Genomic DNA, 18,046 nt, shown 5'->3' on the forward strand with positions numbered 1-18,046 from the left:
GCTAAAAATCCTAAGTTTTCTCTTAGGATTTTTCTTCTTTTTTTGATAGAATAAAGTGTACAATGAAAGGAAGAATAAACTCGTATGCGCATTAAATGGTTTTCCTTGATTAGGATTACAGGTTTACTTTTGGTACTCTTGTATCACTTCTTTCAGACCATCTTTCCAGGAGGATTTTTCGGGGTAGATGTCTTTTTCACATTTTCAGGTTTCTTGATCACGGCTCTACTCATCGAAGAATTTTCTAAAAATCATGAAATTGATTTGCTTGGATTTTTTAGAAGACGCTTTTATCGGATTGTGCCACCTGTGGTTTTGATGGTCTTGGTGACCATGCCCTTTACTTTCTTGGTTCGTCAAGACTATGTAGCTGGAATTGGCGGTCAGATTGCGGGTGTCTTAGGCTTTATGACTAACTTCTATGAACTTCTAACAGGTGGGAGTTATGAATCACAGTTCATTCCTCACTTGTTTGTTCATAATTGGAGCTTGGCCGTTGAGGTTCACTACTATATCCTCTGGGGATTGGCAGTTTGGTTCTTATCCAAACAGGCTAAATCAAATGGTCAATTGAAGGGGATGGTTTTTCTCTTATCAGCTGCTGCCTTTTTAATCAGCTTCTTCTCCATGTTTATTGGTAGTTTTCTAGTGACCTCTTATTCCTCTGTTTACTTCTCCAGTTTAACTCATGTCTATCCATTCTTTTTGGGAAGTATCCTAGCAACGATTGTAGGCGTTCGTCAGACGACTTCCCTCGTCAAGCAGTTGGATAAAATCTGGGATTTACGCAAGACCCTTTTGGTTTTTGGGGGAGGTTTTGGATTCTTACTCATTTTGACCTTCTTTGTCAAATTTACCTATCTCTTTGCCTATCTTATGGGCTTCTTGCTTGCCAGCCTTGCAGCCCTTGCTATGATTCTGGCGGCGCGTGTCTTACATGAAAAGACTCCTAACATGCAGGAGCCAAAGATTATCAGCTTTTTAGCAGATACTAGCTATGCGGTTTATCTTTTCCATTGGCCTTTCTACATTATTTTCTCACAGTTGACATCAAATCTTCTTGCTGTGTTACTGACTTTGATTTTTTCTTATGGATTTGCCAGCCTGTCATTTTATGTGCTGGAACCTTGGATTGCGGGAAAGAACACACCTATTATACAAGCCTTTCGTCCCCTGCCTCATATTCACACAATCCTTGCAGCAAGTACTGGAATCTTGGCCTTCATTGTCTTCTTAGTAACTTTGCTGGCACCACAAGTGGGAGCTTTTGAGACAGACTTAACTGTCAATGGCTTGAAGCAAGCTGCAACAAATATTAACCAGACCAAGGTAATGACAGAACGAGCAGAAGCTGATAGTTTAGGAATTGCTGATGGCACTATGTTAATTGGTGATTCGGTAGCACTAAGAGCTAATACAGCCTTGCAGACAGCCCTTCCTGGAGCACAGATTAATGCACAAGTCAGCAGAACAACCAAGACCGCCAACGAAATCATGCTCAACAATAGCCAGAATAAATTTCTACCAAAGATGGTGGTTATTGCAACTGGGGTAAATAATCCTGAAAATTACAAGGAAGATTGGGATAGTATCGTGAAAAATCTTCCTAAGGGGCACCATATGGTTTTGGTGACTCCTTATGAAGGAGATAAGACAAAAGAGACCTATGCCATCGTTGAGAAGGTGGCTGCCTATATGAGAGAATTGGCAGAGAAGACTCCTTACATCACGATAGCAGATTGGAATCAAGTTGCTAAAGAGCATCCAGAGATCTGGACTGGGACAGACCAAGTCCATTTTGGAAGTGACAATAGTAAAATTGAAGCAGGAGCTAAATTGTATGCAGATACCATTGCTACAGCCTTGCAAACAGCTCAAGACAAGCCAGTCAAATCAAAATAACTTGTATTAAAAAGAGAAGAGTTGGAGAAATCCAGCTCTTTTAAAATATCTCTAGAAAATAGGTCTATACCATTTACAAATGAATCAGAAAGGTTTATAATGTAATTGACATAATAAATATCAAAAGTAATCTTTTAAGGAGGTCATTATTATGCCTAATTACGTTAAAGCGGATCAGTTTTTCTATCCATTTGGCATTCGTCGCGGTGGGTACTTAGAACTTGTTGATGGCAAATTTGGGAAACATGTGGATCAAATTCCTGAAGGAGCAGAGGTTCTTGACTATACTGGTTATAGCATTGCACCAGGTCTTGTGGATACTCATATTCATGGATATGCAGGTGTAGATGTGATGGACAACAACATTGAAGGTACATTGCATACTATGAGTGAAGGACTTCTTAGTACCGGTGTTACCAGTTTCTTGCCCACAACTTTAACAGCCACTTATGAGCAATTGCTTGCAGTCACTGAAAATCTTGGAAACCATTATAAAGAAGCAACAGGTGCTAAGATTCGTGGGATTTATTATGAAGGTCCATATTTCACAGAAACTTTTAAGGGGGCACAAAATCCAACTTATATGAGAGACCCGGGTGTTGAGGAGTTTCATTCTTGGCAGGATGCTGCAAAAGGGATGCTAAATAAAATCGCTATTGCACCAGAACGTGATGGGGTGGAAGATTTTGTACGTACTATTACAGGTGAAGGTGTGACAGTTGCACTTGGACACTCAGATGCGACATTTGAACAAGCTAAGAAGGCAGTTGATGCTGGAGCTAGTGTATGGGTACATGCCTATAATGGGATGCGTGGTTTAACACACCGCGAACTAGGTATGGTAGGAGCTATGTATGAGCTCCCACATACTTACGCAGAATTGATTTGTGATGGTTATCACGTAGATCCAAAAGCTTGTGAGATTTTACTTAAGCAAAAGGGGACAGAAAACATCGCTCTTATTACGGACTGTATGACAGCTGGTGGGCTTGAAGACGGTGACTATATGTTGGGAGAATTCCCTGTTGTAGTAGCAAATGGAACTGCACGTCTCAAATCTACTGGTAATTTGGCAGGTTCTATCCTCAAACTTAAAGATGGTATGAGAAATGTAGTCGAGTGGGGTATTGCGAATCCGCATGAAGCAGTCATGATGGCCAGCCTCAACCCAGCTAAATCCGTTCACATTGACGATGTCTGTGGTCAAATCCGTGAAGGCTACGACGCAGACTTTATCGTATTAGATAAAGATTTGGAATTGGTAGCAACCTACCTAGACGGTGTGAAACGTTATCAAGCATAAGATAGAAAGCAGAAGTTAGAGATTAGCTTCTGCTTTTTTATCTATATTGCTTTACCGGTAAATAAAAAAGTTAAAAAAAATCACAAAAATTCTTGAATAAACAAATGAAAAGGCTTACAATTATATTATAAATAGTACAAATAAAAAACGGAGGAGTACATTATGAAAGCCTATACTTATGTTAAACCAGGACTTGCTTCTTTTGTTGACGTAGACAAACCAGTTATTCGCAAGCCAACTGACGCTATTGTGCGTATCGTAAAAACCACTATTTGTGGAACAGACCTCCATATTATCAAAGGGGATGTTCCCGCTTGCCAAAGTGGTACCATTCTTGGTCACGAAGGGATTGGGATTGTTGAAGAAGTTGGAGAAGGAGTTTCGAATTTCAAAAAAGGCGACAAGGTCTTGATTTCTTGTGTCTGTGCCTGTGGTAAATGCTACTACTGTAAAAAAGGAATTTATGCCCACTGTGAAGACGAAGGGGGCTGGATTTTCGGTCACTTGATTGATGGTATGCAGGCTGAATATCTACGTGTCCCTCATGCAGATAACACTCTTTACCATACTCCAGAAGACTTGTCAGATGAAGCCTTGGTTATGCTATCAGATATTCTACCTACTGGATATGAAATTGGTGTCTTAAAAGGGAAAGTAGAACCTGGTTGCAGCGTAGCTATTATTGGTTCAGGACCAGTTGGATTGGCAGCTCTTTTGACAGCTCAATTCTATTCACCAGCTAAATTGATTATGGTGGACTTAGATGATAACCGCTTGGAAACTGCTGTATCATTTGGTGCGACTCATAAGGTTAATTCTTCAGACCCTGAAAAAGCGATTAAAGAAATTTATGATTTGACAGATGGTCGTGGTGTGGATGTCGCTATCGAAGCTGTTGGTATTCCTGCAACATTTGATTTCTGTCAAAAGATTATAGGTGTAGACGGAACGGTTGCCAACTGTGGTGTGCATGGTAAACCAGTTGAATTCGATTTAGATAAACTTTGGATTCGCAACATCAATGTAACAACTGGTTTGGTATCTACAAATACAACTCCACAATTGTTGAAAGCACTTGAAAGTCATAAGATTGAACCAGAAAAATTGGTAACTCACTATTTCAAACTCAGTGAAATTAAAAAAGCCTACGAAGTCTTCAGTAAGGCAGCAGACCACCATGCCATTAAGGTCATCATTGAAAACGATATTTCAGAAGCTTAAGTAGTAAAAACATTTTGGAACATAAGTAAATAGAAATTCAGTCATCCATCAGATGGCTGGATTTTTTATCGAGAAATTAAGAAATGAGCATATTTCTTTCCTTGTCTGGCGGAATTGGTTATAATATACGGTACAAAGGAATGAATGAATATGTATCGTGTTATAGAAATGTACGGAGATTTTGAACCGTGGTGGTTCTTAGAAGGTTGGGAAGAAGATATTGTAGCAAGTAAGAAATTTGACCAGTATTATGATGCTCTCAAATACTACAAAACTTGCTGGTTTAGATTGGAACAAGAATCCCCTCTTTATAAAAGTAGAAGTGATTTGATGACCATTTTTTGGGATCCAGAAGACCAACGCTGGTGTGATGAATGTGACGAGTATTTACAACAATACCATTCTTTGGCTCTTTTACAGGATGAGCAGGTTATCCCAGATGAAAAATTACGTCCAGGCTATGAAAAACAAACTGGTAAGGAAAGGCACCGTTCTTGCCGTATGAAATTAAAATAGAGAAAAAGTAACTTTTTTGGAGTTGCTTTTTTTATTTTTCCAAATCTTTGCGAATAGTATAGGTGAGGAGGTAAGTATGGTTCAAGAAATTGCACAAGAAATTATTCGTTCGGCTCGGAAAAAAGGGGCGCAAGACATTTATTTTGTCCCCAAGTTAGACGCCTATGAGCTTCATATGAGGGTAGGAGACGAGCGCTGTAAAATCGGTTGTTATGATTTTGAAAAATTTGCGGCAGTCATCAGTCACTTTAAGTTTGTGGCGGGTATGAATGTAGGAGAAAAGCGACGTAGTCAACTTGGTTCCTGTGATTATGCCTATGACCAGAAGATGGCATCTCTACGTCTATCTACTGTAGGCGATTATCGAGGACATGAGAGTTTAGTCATTCGCTTGTTGCACGATGAGGAGCAAGACTTACATTTTTGGTTTCAGGATATTGGAGAACTGGGTAAGCAGTACAGGCAACGGGGACTCTATCTTTTTGCTGGTCCAGTCGGCAGTGGCAAGACGACCCTAATGCATGAATTGGCTAAATCTCTCTTTAAAGGACAGCAAGTTATGTCCATCGAAGATCCTGTTGAAATCAAGCAGGACGACATGCTTCAGTTGCAGTTGAACGAAGCAATCGGGCTAACCTATGAAAATCTCATCAAACTTTCTTTGCGTCATCGACCAGATCTCTTGATTATCGGAGAAATTCGAGACAGCGAGACGGCGCGTGCAGTAGTCAGAGCTAGTTTGACAGGGGCGACAGTCTTTTCAACCATTCATGCCAAGAGTATTCGAGGTGTTTATGAGCGCCTGCTGGAGTTGGGTGTGAGTGAGGAGGAATTGGCAGTCGTTCTGCAAGGAGTCTGCTACCAGAGATTAATCGGGGGAGGAGGAATCGTTGACTTTGCAAACAAAGACTATCAAGAACACCAGCCAACTAGTTGGAATGAACAGATTGACCAGCTTCTTAAAGACGGACATATCACAAGCCTTCAAGCTGAAACGGAAAAAATTAGCTACATCTAAGCAAAAAAATATCATCACTTTGTTTAACAATCTCTTTTCCAGCGGTTTTCATCTGGTAGAGACTATCTCCTTTTTAGATAGGAGTGCCTTGTTGGACAAGCAGTGTGTGACCCAGATGCGTACAGGCTTGTCTCAGGGGAAATCATTCTCAGAAATGATGGAAAGTTTGGGATTTTCAAGTGCCATTGTCACTCAGTTATCCCTAGCTGAAGTTCATGGAAATCTCCACCTGAGTTTGGGAAAGATAGAAGAGTATCTAGACAATCTTGCCAAGGTCAAGAAAAAATTAATTGAAGTAGCGACCTATCCCTTGATTTTGCTAGGTTTTCTTCTCTTAATCATGCTGGGGCTACGGAACTACCTACTCCCACAACTGGATAGTAGCAATATTGCCACTCAAATCATTGGCAATCTGCCACAAATTTTTCTAGGAATGGTAGGGTTTGTTTCCATACTTGCCCTTTTAGCACTAACTTTTTATAAAAGAAGCTCTAAGATGCGCGTCTTTTCTATCTTAGCACGCCTTCCCTTTCTTGGAATCTTTGTGCAGACCTATTTGACAGCCTATTATGCGCGTGAATGGGGGAATATGATTTCGCAGGGGATGGAGTTGACGCAGATTTTTCAGATCATGCAGGAACAAGGTTCCCAACTCTTTAAAGAAATCGGTCGAGATTTGGCTCAAGCCCTACAAAATGGTCAGGAATTTTCTCAGACGATAGGAACCTATCCTTTCTTTAAAAAGGAGTTGAGTCTCATCATTGAGTATGGGGAAGTCAAGTCCAAGCTGGGTAGTGAGTTGGAAATCTATGCTGAAAAAACTTGGGAGGCCTTTTTTACCCGAGTCAACCGCACCATGAATCTGGTGCAGCCACTGGTTTTCATCTTTGTGGCACTGATTATCGTTTTACTTTATGCGGCAATGCTCATGCCCATGTATCAAAATATGGAGGTAAATTTTTAACATGAAAAAAATGATGACATTCTTGAAAAAAGCTAAGGTTAAAGCTTTTACACTTGTGGAGATGTTGGTGGTCTTACTCATCATCAGTGTGCTTCTATTACTCTTTGTACCTAATCTGACCAAGCAAAAAGAAGCGGTCAATGACAAAGGAAAAGCTGCTGTTGTTAAGGTGGTGGAAAGCCAGGCAGAGCTTTATAGCTTGGATAAAAATGAAGATGCTAGCCTAAGCAAGTTACAAGCAGATGGGCGAATCACAGAAGAACAGGCTAAAGCTTATAAAGAATACCATGCTAAACAAAATACCAGTCAAACCGTTGCAGATTAAGGCCTTTACCATGCTGGAAAGTCTCTTGGTTTTGGGTCTTGTGAGTATCCTTGCCTTGGGTTTGTCAGGCTCTGTCCAGTCCACTTTTGCAGCGGTAGAGGAGCAGATTTTCTTTATGGAGTTTGAAGAACTCTATCGGGAAACCCAAAAACGCAGTGTAGCTAGTCAGCAAAAGACTAGTCTAAACTTAGATGGGCAGACGATTAGCAATGGCAGTCAAAAGCTGACAGTTCCTAAAGGAATTCAGGCACCATCAGGCCAAAGTATTACATTTGACCGAGCTGGGGGCAATTCGTCCCTAGCTAAGGTTGAATTTCAGACCAGTAAAGGAGCGATTCGTTATCAATTATATTTAGGAAATGGAAAAATTAAACGCATTAAGGAAACAAAAAATTAGGGCAGTGATTTTACTGGAAGCAGTAGTTTCTTTAGCTATCTTTGCCAGCATTGCAACCCTCTTTTTGGGACAAATTCAGAAAAATAGGCAAGAAGAAGCAAAAATCTTGCAAAAGGAAGAAGTCTTGAGGGTAGCTAAGATGGCTTTGCAGACAGGTCAAAATCAAGTAAACATAAATGGAGTTGAGATTCAGGTGTTTTCTAGTGAAAAGGGATTGGAGGTCTACCATGGTTCAGAACAGTTGTTGGCTATCAAAGAGCCATAAGGTCAAGGCTTTTACCTTGTTGGAATCCTTGATTGCCCTCATTGTCATCAGTGGAAGCTTACTTCTCTTTCAAGCCATGAGTCAGCTCCTTATTTCAGAAGTTCGCTACCAGCAACAAAGCGAGCAAAAAGAGTGGCTCTTGTTTGTGGATCAGCTGGAGACAGAATTAGACCGTTCACAGTTCGAAAAAGTGGAGGGCAATCGCATCTATATGAAGCAGGATGGTAAGGACATCGCCATCGGTAAGTCAAAATCAGATGATTTTCGGAAAACCGATGCCAGTGGACGGGGTTATCAGCCGATGGTTTATGGCCTCAAATCTGCGCAGATTACAGAGGACAATCAACTGGTTCGTTTTCGTTTCCAGTTCCAAAAAGGCTTAGAAAGGGAGTTCATCTATCGTGTGGAAAAAGAAAAAAGTTAAGGCAGGTGTTCTCCTCTATGCAGTCACCATGGCAGCCATCTTTAGTCTTTTGTTACAATTTTACTTGAACCGACAAGTCGCCCACTATCAAGAATATGCTTTAAATAAAGAAAAATTGGTTGCTTTTGCTATGGCCAAGCGAACCAAAGATAAGGTTGATAAGGAAAGTGGGGAACAGGTCTTTAATCTAGGTCAGGTAAGCTATCAAAACAAGAAAACTGGCTTGGTGACGACGGTTCGTACACCTAAGAGTCAATATGAGTTTCTGTTTCCTTCAGTCAAAATCAAAGAAGAGAAAATAGAGAAAAAGGAAGAGGTAGCGACCGATTCAAGCGAAAAAGTGGAGAAGAAAAAATCAGAAGAGAAGGTCGAAAAGAAAGATAATTCTTAGCCAATCAAGCTACTTTGTGTTAAACTAAAAGCATGAAACATGATTTTAACCACAAAGCAGAAACTTTTGATTCCCCTAAAAATATCTTCCTTGCAAACTTGGTTTGTCAAGCAGTCGAGAAACAGATTGATCTTCTATCAGACAAAGAAATTTTGGATTTCGGTGGAGGGACGGGTCTATTAGCCTTGCCCCTAGCCAAGCAGGCTAAATCAGTCACTCTTATAGACATTTCTGAGAAAATGCTGGAGCAAGCTCGCTTGAAAGCGGAGCAGCAAGAAATTAAGAATATCCAGTTTTTGGAGCAAGATTTACTGGCAAATCCCTTGGAGCAAGAATTTGAACTCATTGTTGTTTGTCGGGTTCTTCACCATATGCCTGATTTGGATGCGGCTCTCTCACTGTTTCATCAACATTTGAAGGAAGATGGACAACTCCTACTTGCTGATTTTACTAAGACAGAAGCTAACCATCATGGATTTGAATTGGTTGAACTGGAAAACAAGCTAGCCCAGTTTGGTTTTTCATCTGTGCATAGTCAGATCCTCTATAGCGCTGAAGACCTGTTTCAAGGAAATTACTCAGAACTCTTTTTAACAGTAGCCCAAAAATCACTCGCCTAGTCAGGGAGTGATTTTTCTATAAGGATGGAAAAAAGAAGGGAAATTTGATAAGATAGGAATATGGATTTTGAAAAAATTGAACAAGCTTATACGTATTTACTAGAGAATGTCCAAGTCATCCAAAGTGATTTGGCGACCAACTTTTATGACGCCCTGGTGGAGCAAAACAGCATCTATTTGGATGGTGAGACTGAGTTAGAGCAGGTCAAGGAGAACAATCATGCCCTTAAACGCTTAGCGCTACGCAAAGAAGAATGGCTCAAAACCTACCAGTTTCTCTTGATGAAGGCTGGGCAGACAGAGCCCCTACAGGCCAATCACCAGTTTACACCAGATGCCATTGCTTTACTTTTGGTGTTTATTGTGGAAGAGTTGTTTAAAGAGAAGGAGATTACGATCCTCGAAATGGGTTCTGGGATGGGAATTTTGGGCGCTACTTTCTTGACCTCGCTTGATAAAAAGGTGGATTACTTGGGAATGGAAGTGGATGATTTGCTGATTGATTTGGCGGCTAGCATGGCAGATGTAATTGGTTTGCAGGCTGGCTTTGTCCAAGGAGATGCCGTTCGTCCACAAATGCTCAAAGAAAGCGATGTGGTCATCAGCGACTTGCCTGTCGGCTATTATCCTGATGATGCCGTTGCGTCGCGCCATCAAGTTGCTTCTAGTCAAGAACATACCTACGCCCATCACTTGCTCATGGAACAAGGACTTAAGTACCTCAAGTCAGATGGATACGCTATTTTTCTCGCTCCGAGTGATTTGTTGACCAGCCCTCAAAGTGACTTGTTGAAAGGCTGGTTGAAAGAGGAGGCGAATCTAGTTGCCATGATTAGTTTGCCTGAAAATCTCTTTGCTAATGCTAAACAATCTAAGACTATTTTTATCTTACAGAAGAAAAGTGAAACAGCAGTAGATCCTTTTGTTTATCCACTTGCTAGTTTGCAAGATGCAAGTGTTTTAATGAAATTTAAAGAAAATTTTCAAAAATGGACTCAAGGTACTGAAATATAAAATAGATTTTGTTATAATAGATGAAAACGCTTAAAAAGGGGTATCATGTTATGACAAAAACAATTGCAATCAATGCGGGAAGTTCAAGTTTGAAATGGCAATTATATTTAATGCCAGAAGAAAAAGTATTGGCGAAAGGGTTGATTGAACGTATCGGTTTGAAAGATTCAATTTCAACTGTAAAATTTGATGGCCGTTCTGAACAACAAATTTTGGATATCGAAAATCATACACAAGCTGTTAAAATTTTATTGGATGATTTGATTCGTTTCGATATTATCAAGGCTTATGACGAGATTACAGGTGTTGGACATCGTGTTGTTGCAGGTGGAGAATATTTCAAAGAATCAACAGTCGTTGAGGGAGATGTTTTAGAAAAAGTTGAAGAGTTGAGCTTGTTGGCTCCTCTCCACAATCCAGCCAATGCAGCAGGTGTTCGTGCCTTCAAGGAATTGTTGCCAGACATTACTAGTGTAGTTGTTTTTGATACTTCATTCCACACAAGTATGCCAGAGAAAGCTTATCGCTACCCTCTCCCAACAAAATATTACACAGAAAACAAGGTTCGTAAATATGGTGCCCACGGTACAAGCCATCAGTTTGTAGCAGGAGAAGCAGCAAAACTCTTGGGACGTCCATTAGAGGATTTGAAATTGATTACTTGCCACATCGGTAATGGTGCTTCTATTACAGCAGTTAAGGGCGGTCAATCTGTTGATACTTCAATGGGATTCACTCCACTTGGTGGTGTGATGATGGGAACACGTACAGGAGATATTGACCCAGCTATCATTCCTTACTTAATGCAATATACAGAGGACTTTAACACTCCTGAAGACATTAGTCACGTTCTTAATCGTGAATCAGGACTAATGGGGGTTTCAGGTAAATCTAGTGATATGCGTGATGTGATTACTGCTATGGAAGAAGGGGACCACGATGCCACTTTGGCTTATGAAATGTATGTTGACCGTATCCAAAAACATATCGGTCAATACCTTGCAGTCCTAAATGGAGCAGATGCTATTATCTTTACTGCAGGTATCGGTGAAAATGCAGCAAACGTACGTGAAGATGTTATCTCAGGTATCTCTTGGTTTGGCTGTGATGTTGACCCAGAAAAGAACGTCTTTGGCGTGACAGGAGACATCTCAACAGAGGCAGCGAAAATCCGTGTTTTGGTTATTCCAACTGATGAAGAATTGGTCATTGCCCGTGACGTTGAACGCTTGAAAAAATAACTAAAATCAGAAAAAATATTCCGTACAAGGAGTTGGGAAAGTGATTTTTCCAGCTTCTTTTTCTGATGAAATTGTCCCAAACCTTGCTATGATTGGCTTTTTTGAAAAATATGGTATAATAGTAGTAATTTAATAGATGGAGTTGAGTTTTGAAGAAAAACTTTCGTGTAAAAAGAGAGAAAGATTTTAAGGCGATTTTCAAGGAGGGGACAAGTTTTGCCAATCGCAAGTTTGTTGTCTACCAACTAGAAAATCAGAAAAATCATTTTCGAGTAGGTCTATCAGTTAGCAAAAAACTGGGGAATGCCGTCACTAGAAATCAAATTAAGCGACGGATTCGGCATATTATCCAGAATGCAAAAGGGAGTCTGGTAGAAGATGTCGATTTTGTTGTCATTGCTCGAAAAGGGGTCGAAACCTTGGGATACGCAGAGATGGAGAAAAATCTACTCCACGTATTAAAATTATCAAAGATTTACCAGGAAGGAAATGGGAGTGAAAAAGAAACTACAGTTGACTAGTTTGCTAGGACTGTCTCTATTGATCATGACAGCCTGTGCGACTAATGGGACAACTAGCGATATTACAGCCGATTCGGCTGATTTTTGGAGTAAATTTGTTTACTTCTTTGCGGAAATCATTCGCTTTTTATCGTTTGATATCAGTATCGGAGTGGGGATTATCCTCTTTACGGTCTTGATTCGTACAGTTCTCTTGCCAGTCTTCCAAGTGCAAATGGTGGCTTCCAGAAAAATGCAGGAAGCTCAACCACGCATTAAGGCGCTTCGAGAACAATATCCAGGTCGTGATATGGAAAGCAGAACCAAGCTAGAGCAAGAAATGCGTAAAGTCTTTAAAGAAATGGGTGTCAGACAGTCAGATTCTCTTTGGCCGATTTTGATTCAGATGCCGGTTATCTTGGCTTTGTTCCAAGCTCTATCAAGAGTTGACTTTTTAAAGACAGGTCATTTCTTATGGATTAACCTTGGTGGTGTGGATACAACACTTGTTCTTCCGATTTTAGCAGCTGCATTCACCTTTTTAAGTACTTGGTTGTCCAATAAAGCCTTGTCTGAGCGAAATGGCGCTACGACTGCGATGATGTATGGGATTCCAGTCTTAATCTTTATCTTTGGGGTTTATGCTCCGAGCGGAGTCGCTCTCTACTGGGCAGTGTCCAATGCTTATCAAGTCTTGCAAACCTATTTCTTGAATAATCCATTCAAGATTATCGCAGAGCGCGAGGCGGTAGTTCAGGCACAGAAAAATTTGGAAAATAGAAAAAGAAAAGCCAAGAAAAAGGCTCAGAAAACGAAATAATAAGGAGGAATCTGGTAATGGTAGTATTTACAGGTTCAACTGTTGAAGAAGCAATCCAGAAAGGATTGAAAGAATTAGATATCCCAAGACTGAAGGCTCATATCAAAGTCATTTCTCGTGAAAAAAATGGCTTTCTTGGTTTATTTGGTAAAAAACCAGCTCAAGTTGATATTGAAGCTATTAGTGAAACAACGGTCATTAAAGCTAATCAGCAGGCTGTAAAGGGTGTTCCTAAAGAAATTAACGAACAAAATGAACCAGTCAAAACAGTCAGTCAAGCGACTGTTGATTTAGGGCATGTTGTAGAAGCAATTAAAAAGATTGAAGAAGAAGGCCAAGGGGTTTCTGATGAAGTTAAGGCTGAAATTTTGAAAAATGAAAAACATGCTAACACCATTTTAGAAGAAACTGGGCATATTGAGATTTTAAATGAATTACAGCTTGAAGAAGCTGGTTTCGGGGAAGAAGTAGAAACTCCTATTGTTGAGAGTCGAGCTGAACAAACTGAAAGTCAAGAATTAGAAGATTTGGGCTTAAAAGTGGAACCGAGCTTTGACATTGAACAAGTAGCTACGGAAGTAACGACTTATGTCCAAACAATCATTGATGATATGGATGTTGAGGCGACGATTTCAAATGATTATAACCGTCGTAGCATCAATTTACAAATTGATACAAATGAGCCAGGGCGTATTATCGGTTATCATGGTAAAGTATTGAAAGCCTTGCAGTTATTGGCTCAAAATTATCTTTATAACCGCTATTCAAGAACCTTCTACATTACTATTAATGTCAATGATTATGTTGAACATCGTGCAGAAGTCTTGCAGACCTATGCGCAAAAATTGGCGACTCGTGTTTTAGAAGAAGGACGTAGTCATCAAACAGATCCTATGTCAAATAGTGAACGCAAGATTATTCATCGTATTATTTCACGTATGGATGGCGTGACTAGTTACTCTGAGGGTGATGAGCCAAATCGTTATGTTGTCGTAGATACAGAATAAGTAAAATCAGGGTTATCCTGATTTTTTGCTAGCTGGAGGAGATTAAACTAATGTTGAATAAGATAAGAGACTATTTAGACTTTGCTGGTTTGCAGTACCGTAATCCTGATAAGGCGGGAGCAGAGCGAGAGAAGATGCTGGCATTTCGCCACAAAGGTCAAGAGGCACGAAAGACTTTTACAGAACTGGCTAAAGCCTTTCAAGCAAGCCATCCAGAATGGCAACTCCAACAGACTAGCCAGTGGATGAATCAGGCGCAACGTTTACGACCACATTTTTGGGTTTATATACAGAGAGACGGACAAATGACAGAGCCAATGCTGGCCTTACGTTTGTACGGGACATCTACTGATTTTGGAATTTCTTTAGAAGTCAGTTTCATTGAGCGCAAGAAAGATGACCAAACTCTAGGCAAGCAAGCCAAAGTTTTAGAAATTCCAACCGTTGAAGGGATTTATTATCTAGTCTACTCTGATGGTCAAAGTCAACGGTGGGAGGCGAGCGAAGAAAATCGTCAGGTCTTAGTCGAGAAGGTAGGCGGTCAAGAAATCCGAAAAGTGTTAGTTAAAGTAGATGTTTCTTTTGTAGAAACTCAATCATTAGAAGTGATTTTAGAAAAATTAGAAGATGCTTATGAACGCTTACTTCCCTACTATCAGGCGACAAGAGAGTAGAAAATAGGAGACTTATCTAGCGTCGAATTGTTTAATTGCTATTCTATGTATTTTTTCATATAATAGTAAAATAGAATGTGTGATTCACTAATCACCTCAAATAGAAAGGAAATTCTATGTCAAATCTATCTGTTAATGCAATTCGTTTCCTAGGTATTGACGCCATTAATAAAGCCAACTCAGGTCACCCAGGTGTGGTTATGGGAGCAGCTCCGATGGCTTACAGCCTCTTTACAAAACAACTTCGTATCAATCCAGCTCAACCAAACTGGATTAACCGTGACCGTTTTATTCTTTCAGCAGGTCATGGTTCAATGCTTCTTTATGCTCTTCTTCACCTTTCTGGTTTTGAAGATGTTAGTATGGATGAGATCAAGAGCTTCCGTCAATGGGGTTCAAAAACACCAGGTCACCCAGAATTTGGCCATACAGCAGGAATTGATGCTACAACAGGTCCTCTAGGTCAAGGGATTTCAACTGCCACTGGTTTTGCCCAGGCAGAACGATTCTTGGCAGCCAAATATAACCGCGAAGGCTACAATATCTTTGACCACTATACTTATGTTATCTGTGGAGACGGAGACTTGATGGAAGGTGTCTCAAGCGAGGCAGCTTCATACGCAGGCTTGCAAAAACTAGACAAGTTGGTTGTTCTTTATGATTCAAATGACATTAACTTGGATGGTGAGACAAAGGATTCCTTTACAGAAAGTGTTCGTGACCGTTATAATGCCTATGGTTGGCATACTGCCTTGGTTGAAGATGGAACAGATTTAGAAGCAATCCATGCTGCTATCGAAACAGCTAAAGCTTCAGGCAAACCATCTTTGATTGAAGTGAAGACGGTTATTGGATATGGTTCTCCAAACAAACAAGGAACTAATGCTGTACACGGTGCTCCTCTTGGAGCAGATGAAACTGCAGCAACTCGCCAAGCACTTGGTTGGGAATACGAACCATTTGAAATCCCAGAACAAGTATATGCTGATTTCAAAGAACATGTTGCAGACCGTGGTGCATCAGCTTATCAAACTTGGACTAAATTAGTTGCTGATTATAAAGAAGCTCACCCAGAATTGGCTGCAGAAGTAGAGGCTATCATCGATGGACGTGATCCAGTTGAAGTGACTCCAGCAGACTTCCCAGCCTTAGAAAATGGCTTCTCTCAAGCAACTCGTAACTCGAGTCAGGATGCTTTGAACGTTGTGGCAGCTAAGTTACCAACCTTCTTAGGTGGATCAGCTGACCTAGCTCACTCAAACATGACTTATATCAAGACTGATGGACTTCAAGATGATACCAATCGCTTGAACCGTAACATTCAGTTTGGTGTTCGTGAATTTGCTATGGGAACAATCTTGAACGGGATGGCTCTTCACGGTGGACTTCGTGTATACGGTGGAACTTTCTTCGTCTTCTCTGACTATGTGAAGGCAGCTGTTCGCTTGTCAGCCTTACAAGGACTTCCTGTGACTTATGTCTTTACCCACGATTCTATTGCGGTTGGGGAAGACGGTCCGACTCACGAACCAGTTGAGCATTTAGCAGGTCTTCGTGCCATGCCAAATCTGAATGTTTTCCGTCCAGCAGATGCGCGTGAAACGCAAGCAGCTTGGTACCTTGCAGTGACAAGCGAAAAAACACCAACTGCCCTTGTATTGACACGTCAAAACTTGACTGTTGAAGAAGGAACAGACTTCGACAAGGTTGCAAAAGGTGCTTATGTTGTCTATGAAAATGCAGCAGACTTTGATACCATCTTGATTGCGACAGGTTCAGAGGTTAATCTTGCTGTCTCAGCTGCCAAAGAATTGGCTAGTCAAGGTGCAAAAGTCCGCGTAGTCAGCATGCCATCTACAGATGTCTTTGATAAACAAGATGCAGCATACAAGGAAGAAATTCTTCCAAATGCAGTTCGTCGTCGTGTCGCAGTCGAAATGGGTGCAACTCAAAACTGGTACAAATATGTTGGACTAGATGGTGCCGTTCTAGGTATTGATACCTTCGGAGCCTCTGCTCCAGCACCAAAAGTATTGGCAGAATATGGCTTTACTGTTGAAAATCTTGTAAAAGTCGTTCAAAACTTGAAATAATCCTAAAAATCAGGGCGCAAGCTCTGGTTTTTCTTACTAGAAAAGCAAGGTACAATCTTGTAAAAGTAGCTGAAATTTGATATAGTAGTCCTATGTAAAAGACAAAGGAGAAGAAAATGAATCCAAATTATACATTTTTAATTATGCTTGTAGCGATGTTTGCCTTGATGTTCTTTATGCAACGCTCTCAAAAGAAACAAGCACAAAAACGTATGGAAAGCTTAAATAAACTACAAAAAGGCTATGAAGTGATTACAATCGGTGGACTTTACGGAACAGTCGATGAAGTAGATACTGAGAAGAGAACGATTGTTCTTGATGTAGATGGAGTTTACTTGACTTTTGAACTAGCTGCTATCAAGACCGTATTACCGCTGAAAGAAACAGCTTCACTAGAAGGCGCAATTGAAAAATAAGACGGGATTACTAACTCCCGTTTTTCTATAAAAGAAAGGAAATGGGATGAAAAAACTAGTCTTTGTCTGTCTGGGGAATATTTGCCGTAGTCCTATGGCTGAGTTTGTTATGAAATCAATGACAGATAATTATGAAATCCAAAGTCGAGCGACTTCTTCTTGGGAACATGGCAATCCGATTCATAAGGGAACTCAAGGGATTTTTCAACAGTATGAGATTCCTTACGACAAAACCAAAACATCGCTTCAGATTAGTAAGGAAGATTTTGAAGCCTTTGATTATATTATCGGAATGGATGCTTCAAATGTTTCTGACTTACGTCAGATGTGTCCAGTAGACTGTCAAGATAAGATTTACTCATTTGCATCTGAAAGTGTTCCAGATCCTTGGTATACAGGAGATTTTGAGGAAACCTATCAGCGTGTTCAAGAGGGTTGTCAAGCATGGTTAGAACGTTTAGAGGAGGAGAGTGAAGATGGAAAATCTTAAGAATTTTTACGAAAAGTATCGTGTCTATCTGACTCGTCAACGTTTAGAGCTTTTGGCAGTAGTTACGATTGTTTTTTGTGCTGTGCTCGTCTTTTTTCTAAATATTCCCGGAAAAGGTGTTCTAAAGCTTGATAATGGAACCATTGTTTACGATGGCAGTCTTGTACGTGGTAAAATGAATGGACAAGGTACCATTACCTTCCAAAATGGAGACCAGTATACTGGTGGTTTCAACAATGGAGCCTTCAACGGAAAAGGTACCTTTCAATCTAAAGAAGGCTGGACCTACGAAGGTGATTTTGTAAATGGTCAGGCTGAAGGAAAAGGGAAACTAACAACAGAACAAGAAGTTGTTTATGAAGGGACTTTTAAACAAGGCGTTTTTCAACAAAAATAAAGCCTCCTTATCAAAGGAGGTATTGTTAGCATCTAAAAGTAAGCGCTT

At 40.4% G+C, this 18,046-nt stretch carries 22 protein-coding genes; all 22 read left to right on the top strand.

Annotation, left to right across the window (positions count from 1 at the left end):
• The first annotated feature begins 84 nt into the window (after positions 1-84).
• The 22 genes from QMQ21_RS09510 to QMQ21_RS09615 all read left to right on the top strand — a co-directional run bounded on the left by QMQ21_RS09510 (position 85) and on the right by QMQ21_RS09615 (position 17,998).
• Positions 85-1,902: an acyltransferase family protein gene (locus QMQ21_RS09510; protein ID WP_261814349.1), complete on the top strand. Its 1,818-nt coding sequence runs from the start codon at positions 85-87 to the stop codon at positions 1,900-1,902.
• A 151-nt stretch (positions 1,903-2,053) separates the two neighbouring features.
• Positions 2,054-3,205: an N-acetylglucosamine-6-phosphate deacetylase gene (nagA, locus tag QMQ21_RS09515; protein WP_001134549.1), complete on the top strand. Its 1,152-nt coding sequence runs from the start codon at positions 2,054-2,056 to the stop codon at positions 3,203-3,205.
• 162 nt (positions 3,206-3,367) lie between these two features.
• Positions 3,368-4,426, top strand: a complete 1,059-nt coding sequence (locus tag QMQ21_RS09520; RefSeq protein ID WP_261057329.1) for a zinc-dependent alcohol dehydrogenase family protein — start codon at positions 3,368-3,370, stop codon at positions 4,424-4,426.
• 150 nt (positions 4,427-4,576) lie between these two features.
• On the top strand, positions 4,577-4,942 hold the full coding sequence (locus QMQ21_RS09525; RefSeq protein ID WP_000286405.1) for a DUF1033 family protein: 366 nt from the start codon (positions 4,577-4,579) through the stop codon (positions 4,940-4,942).
• A gap of 76 nt (positions 4,943-5,018) precedes the next feature.
• Positions 5,019-5,960 carry a competence type IV pilus ATPase ComGA gene (comGA, locus tag QMQ21_RS09530; protein ID WP_261057330.1) on the top strand — a complete coding sequence of 314 codons (942 nt, stop codon included), beginning with the start codon at positions 5,019-5,021 and terminating at the stop codon, positions 5,958-5,960.
• Positions 5,881-6,924 (top strand): competence type IV pilus assembly protein ComGB, encoded by a 1,044-nt coding sequence (gene comGB / locus QMQ21_RS09535; protein WP_261057345.1) that lies wholly within the window; start codon positions 5,881-5,883, stop codon positions 6,922-6,924. Before comGA ends, comGB begins: the two co-directional genes overlap by 80 nt.
• 1 nt (position 6,925) lies before the next feature.
• Complete coding sequence (gene comGC / locus QMQ21_RS09540) at positions 6,926-7,249, top strand: comG operon protein ComGC (RefSeq protein WP_000738641.1); 324 nt, start codon at positions 6,926-6,928, stop codon at positions 7,247-7,249.
• Positions 7,212-7,646 (top strand): competence type IV pilus minor pilin ComGD, encoded by a 435-nt coding sequence (gene comGD / locus QMQ21_RS09545; RefSeq protein WP_164925504.1) that lies wholly within the window; start codon positions 7,212-7,214, stop codon positions 7,644-7,646. The genes comGC and comGD overlap by 38 nt, the downstream gene beginning before the upstream one ends.
• Positions 7,609-7,911, top strand: a complete 303-nt coding sequence (gene comGE / locus QMQ21_RS09550) for a competence type IV pilus minor pilin ComGE (RefSeq protein WP_257617683.1) — start codon at positions 7,609-7,611, stop codon at positions 7,909-7,911. The genes comGD and comGE overlap by 38 nt, the downstream gene beginning before the upstream one ends.
• Entirely contained in the window at positions 7,874-8,335 is a 462-nt protein-coding gene (comGF, locus tag QMQ21_RS09555; protein ID WP_261057331.1) for a competence type IV pilus minor pilin ComGF, read from the top strand. Before comGE ends, comGF begins: the two co-directional genes overlap by 38 nt.
• Entirely contained in the window at positions 8,313-8,726 is a 414-nt protein-coding gene (comGG, locus tag QMQ21_RS09560) for a competence type IV pilus minor pilin ComGG (RefSeq protein ID WP_261057333.1), read from the top strand. Before comGF ends, comGG begins: the two co-directional genes overlap by 23 nt.
• A gap of 32 nt (positions 8,727-8,758) precedes the next feature.
• The gene (locus QMQ21_RS09565) at positions 8,759-9,346 is read left to right on the top strand and encodes a class I SAM-dependent methyltransferase (protein ID WP_261057335.1); all 588 of its coding nucleotides are present in this window, start codon (positions 8,759-8,761) and stop codon (positions 9,344-9,346) included.
• Positions 9,347-9,406: 60 nt separating this feature from the next.
• The gene (locus QMQ21_RS09570; protein WP_261057336.1) at positions 9,407-10,360 is read left to right on the top strand and encodes a class I SAM-dependent methyltransferase; all 954 of its coding nucleotides are present in this window, start codon (positions 9,407-9,409) and stop codon (positions 10,358-10,360) included.
• 50 nt (positions 10,361-10,410) lie between these two features.
• Positions 10,411-11,601: an acetate kinase gene (locus QMQ21_RS09575; RefSeq protein ID WP_261013479.1), complete on the top strand. Its 1,191-nt coding sequence runs from the start codon at positions 10,411-10,413 to the stop codon at positions 11,599-11,601.
• Between the two features lie 149 nt (positions 11,602-11,750).
• Entirely contained in the window at positions 11,751-12,122 is a 372-nt protein-coding gene (gene rnpA, locus QMQ21_RS09580; protein ID WP_000739245.1) for a ribonuclease P protein component, read from the top strand.
• Positions 12,097-12,921 (top strand): membrane protein insertase YidC, encoded by an 825-nt coding sequence (locus QMQ21_RS09585; protein ID WP_261814350.1) that lies wholly within the window; start codon positions 12,097-12,099, stop codon positions 12,919-12,921. The genes rnpA and QMQ21_RS09585 overlap by 26 nt, the downstream gene beginning before the upstream one ends.
• A 17-nt stretch (positions 12,922-12,938) precedes the next feature.
• Positions 12,939-13,928: an RNA-binding cell elongation regulator Jag/EloR gene (gene jag, locus QMQ21_RS09590; protein WP_261070101.1), complete on the top strand. Its 990-nt coding sequence runs from the start codon at positions 12,939-12,941 to the stop codon at positions 13,926-13,928.
• A 50-nt stretch (positions 13,929-13,978) separates the two neighbouring features.
• On the top strand, positions 13,979-14,602 hold the full coding sequence (locus tag QMQ21_RS09595; protein ID WP_261814351.1) for a sakacin A production response regulator: 624 nt from the start codon (positions 13,979-13,981) through the stop codon (positions 14,600-14,602).
• 116 nt (positions 14,603-14,718) lie between these two features.
• Complete coding sequence (gene tkt / locus QMQ21_RS09600; protein ID WP_261814352.1) at positions 14,719-16,695, top strand: transketolase; 1,977 nt, start codon at positions 14,719-14,721, stop codon at positions 16,693-16,695.
• Between the two features lie 116 nt (positions 16,696-16,811).
• Positions 16,812-17,111 carry a preprotein translocase subunit YajC gene (yajC, locus tag QMQ21_RS09605; RefSeq protein WP_004257425.1) on the top strand — a complete coding sequence of 100 codons (300 nt, stop codon included), beginning with the start codon at positions 16,812-16,814 and terminating at the stop codon, positions 17,109-17,111.
• A 46-nt stretch (positions 17,112-17,157) separates the two neighbouring features.
• The gene (locus QMQ21_RS09610) at positions 17,158-17,601 is read left to right on the top strand and encodes a low molecular weight protein-tyrosine-phosphatase (protein ID WP_261814353.1); all 444 of its coding nucleotides are present in this window, start codon (positions 17,158-17,160) and stop codon (positions 17,599-17,601) included.
• A complete protein-coding gene (locus QMQ21_RS09615; protein WP_000429319.1) occupies positions 17,588-17,998 on the top strand; it encodes an MORN repeat-containing protein in 411 nt (136 codons plus the stop codon). Before QMQ21_RS09610 ends, QMQ21_RS09615 begins: the two co-directional genes overlap by 14 nt.
• The last annotated feature ends 48 nt before the right edge of the window (positions 17,999-18,046 follow it).

It is taken from the genome of Streptococcus bouchesdurhonensis (assembly GCF_948472335.1).

Excerpts from the sequence above, each read along its gene's own strand:
- QMQ21_RS09510 (WP_261814349.1), top strand. The coding sequence starts at position 85 with ATGCGCATTAAATGGTTTTCCTTGATTAGGATTACAGGTTTACTTTTG.
- nagA (WP_001134549.1), top strand. The coding sequence starts at position 2,054 with ATGCCTAATTACGTTAAAGCGGATCAGTTTTTCTATCCATTTGGCATT.
- QMQ21_RS09520 (WP_261057329.1), top strand. The coding sequence starts at position 3,368 with ATGAAAGCCTATACTTATGTTAAACCAGGACTTGCTTCTTTTGTTGAC.
- QMQ21_RS09525 (WP_000286405.1), top strand. The coding sequence starts at position 4,577 with ATGTATCGTGTTATAGAAATGTACGGAGATTTTGAACCGTGGTGGTTC.
- comGA (WP_261057330.1), top strand. The coding sequence starts at position 5,019 with ATGGTTCAAGAAATTGCACAAGAAATTATTCGTTCGGCTCGGAAAAAA.
- comGB (WP_261057345.1), top strand. The coding sequence starts at position 5,881 with ATGAACAGATTGACCAGCTTCTTAAAGACGGACATATCACAAGCCTTC.
- comGC (WP_000738641.1), top strand. The coding sequence starts at position 6,926 with ATGAAAAAAATGATGACATTCTTGAAAAAAGCTAAGGTTAAAGCTTTT.
- comGD (WP_164925504.1), top strand. The coding sequence starts at position 7,212 with ATGCTAAACAAAATACCAGTCAAACCGTTGCAGATTAAGGCCTTTACC.
- comGE (WP_257617683.1), top strand. The coding sequence starts at position 7,609 with ATGGAAAAATTAAACGCATTAAGGAAACAAAAAATTAGGGCAGTGATT.
- comGF (WP_261057331.1), top strand. The coding sequence starts at position 7,874 with ATGGTTCAGAACAGTTGTTGGCTATCAAAGAGCCATAAGGTCAAGGCT.
- QMQ21_RS09565 (WP_261057335.1), top strand. The coding sequence starts at position 8,759 with ATGAAACATGATTTTAACCACAAAGCAGAAACTTTTGATTCCCCTAAA.
- QMQ21_RS09570 (WP_261057336.1), top strand. The coding sequence starts at position 9,407 with ATGGATTTTGAAAAAATTGAACAAGCTTATACGTATTTACTAGAGAAT.
- QMQ21_RS09575 (WP_261013479.1), top strand. The coding sequence starts at position 10,411 with ATGACAAAAACAATTGCAATCAATGCGGGAAGTTCAAGTTTGAAATGG.
- jag (WP_261070101.1), top strand. The coding sequence starts at position 12,939 with ATGGTAGTATTTACAGGTTCAACTGTTGAAGAAGCAATCCAGAAAGGA.
- QMQ21_RS09595 (WP_261814351.1), top strand. The coding sequence starts at position 13,979 with ATGTTGAATAAGATAAGAGACTATTTAGACTTTGCTGGTTTGCAGTAC.
- tkt (WP_261814352.1), top strand. The coding sequence starts at position 14,719 with ATGTCAAATCTATCTGTTAATGCAATTCGTTTCCTAGGTATTGACGCC.
- yajC (WP_004257425.1), top strand. The coding sequence starts at position 16,812 with ATGAATCCAAATTATACATTTTTAATTATGCTTGTAGCGATGTTTGCC.
- QMQ21_RS09610 (WP_261814353.1), top strand. The coding sequence starts at position 17,158 with ATGAAAAAACTAGTCTTTGTCTGTCTGGGGAATATTTGCCGTAGTCCT.
- QMQ21_RS09615 (WP_000429319.1), top strand. The coding sequence starts at position 17,588 with ATGGAAAATCTTAAGAATTTTTACGAAAAGTATCGTGTCTATCTGACT.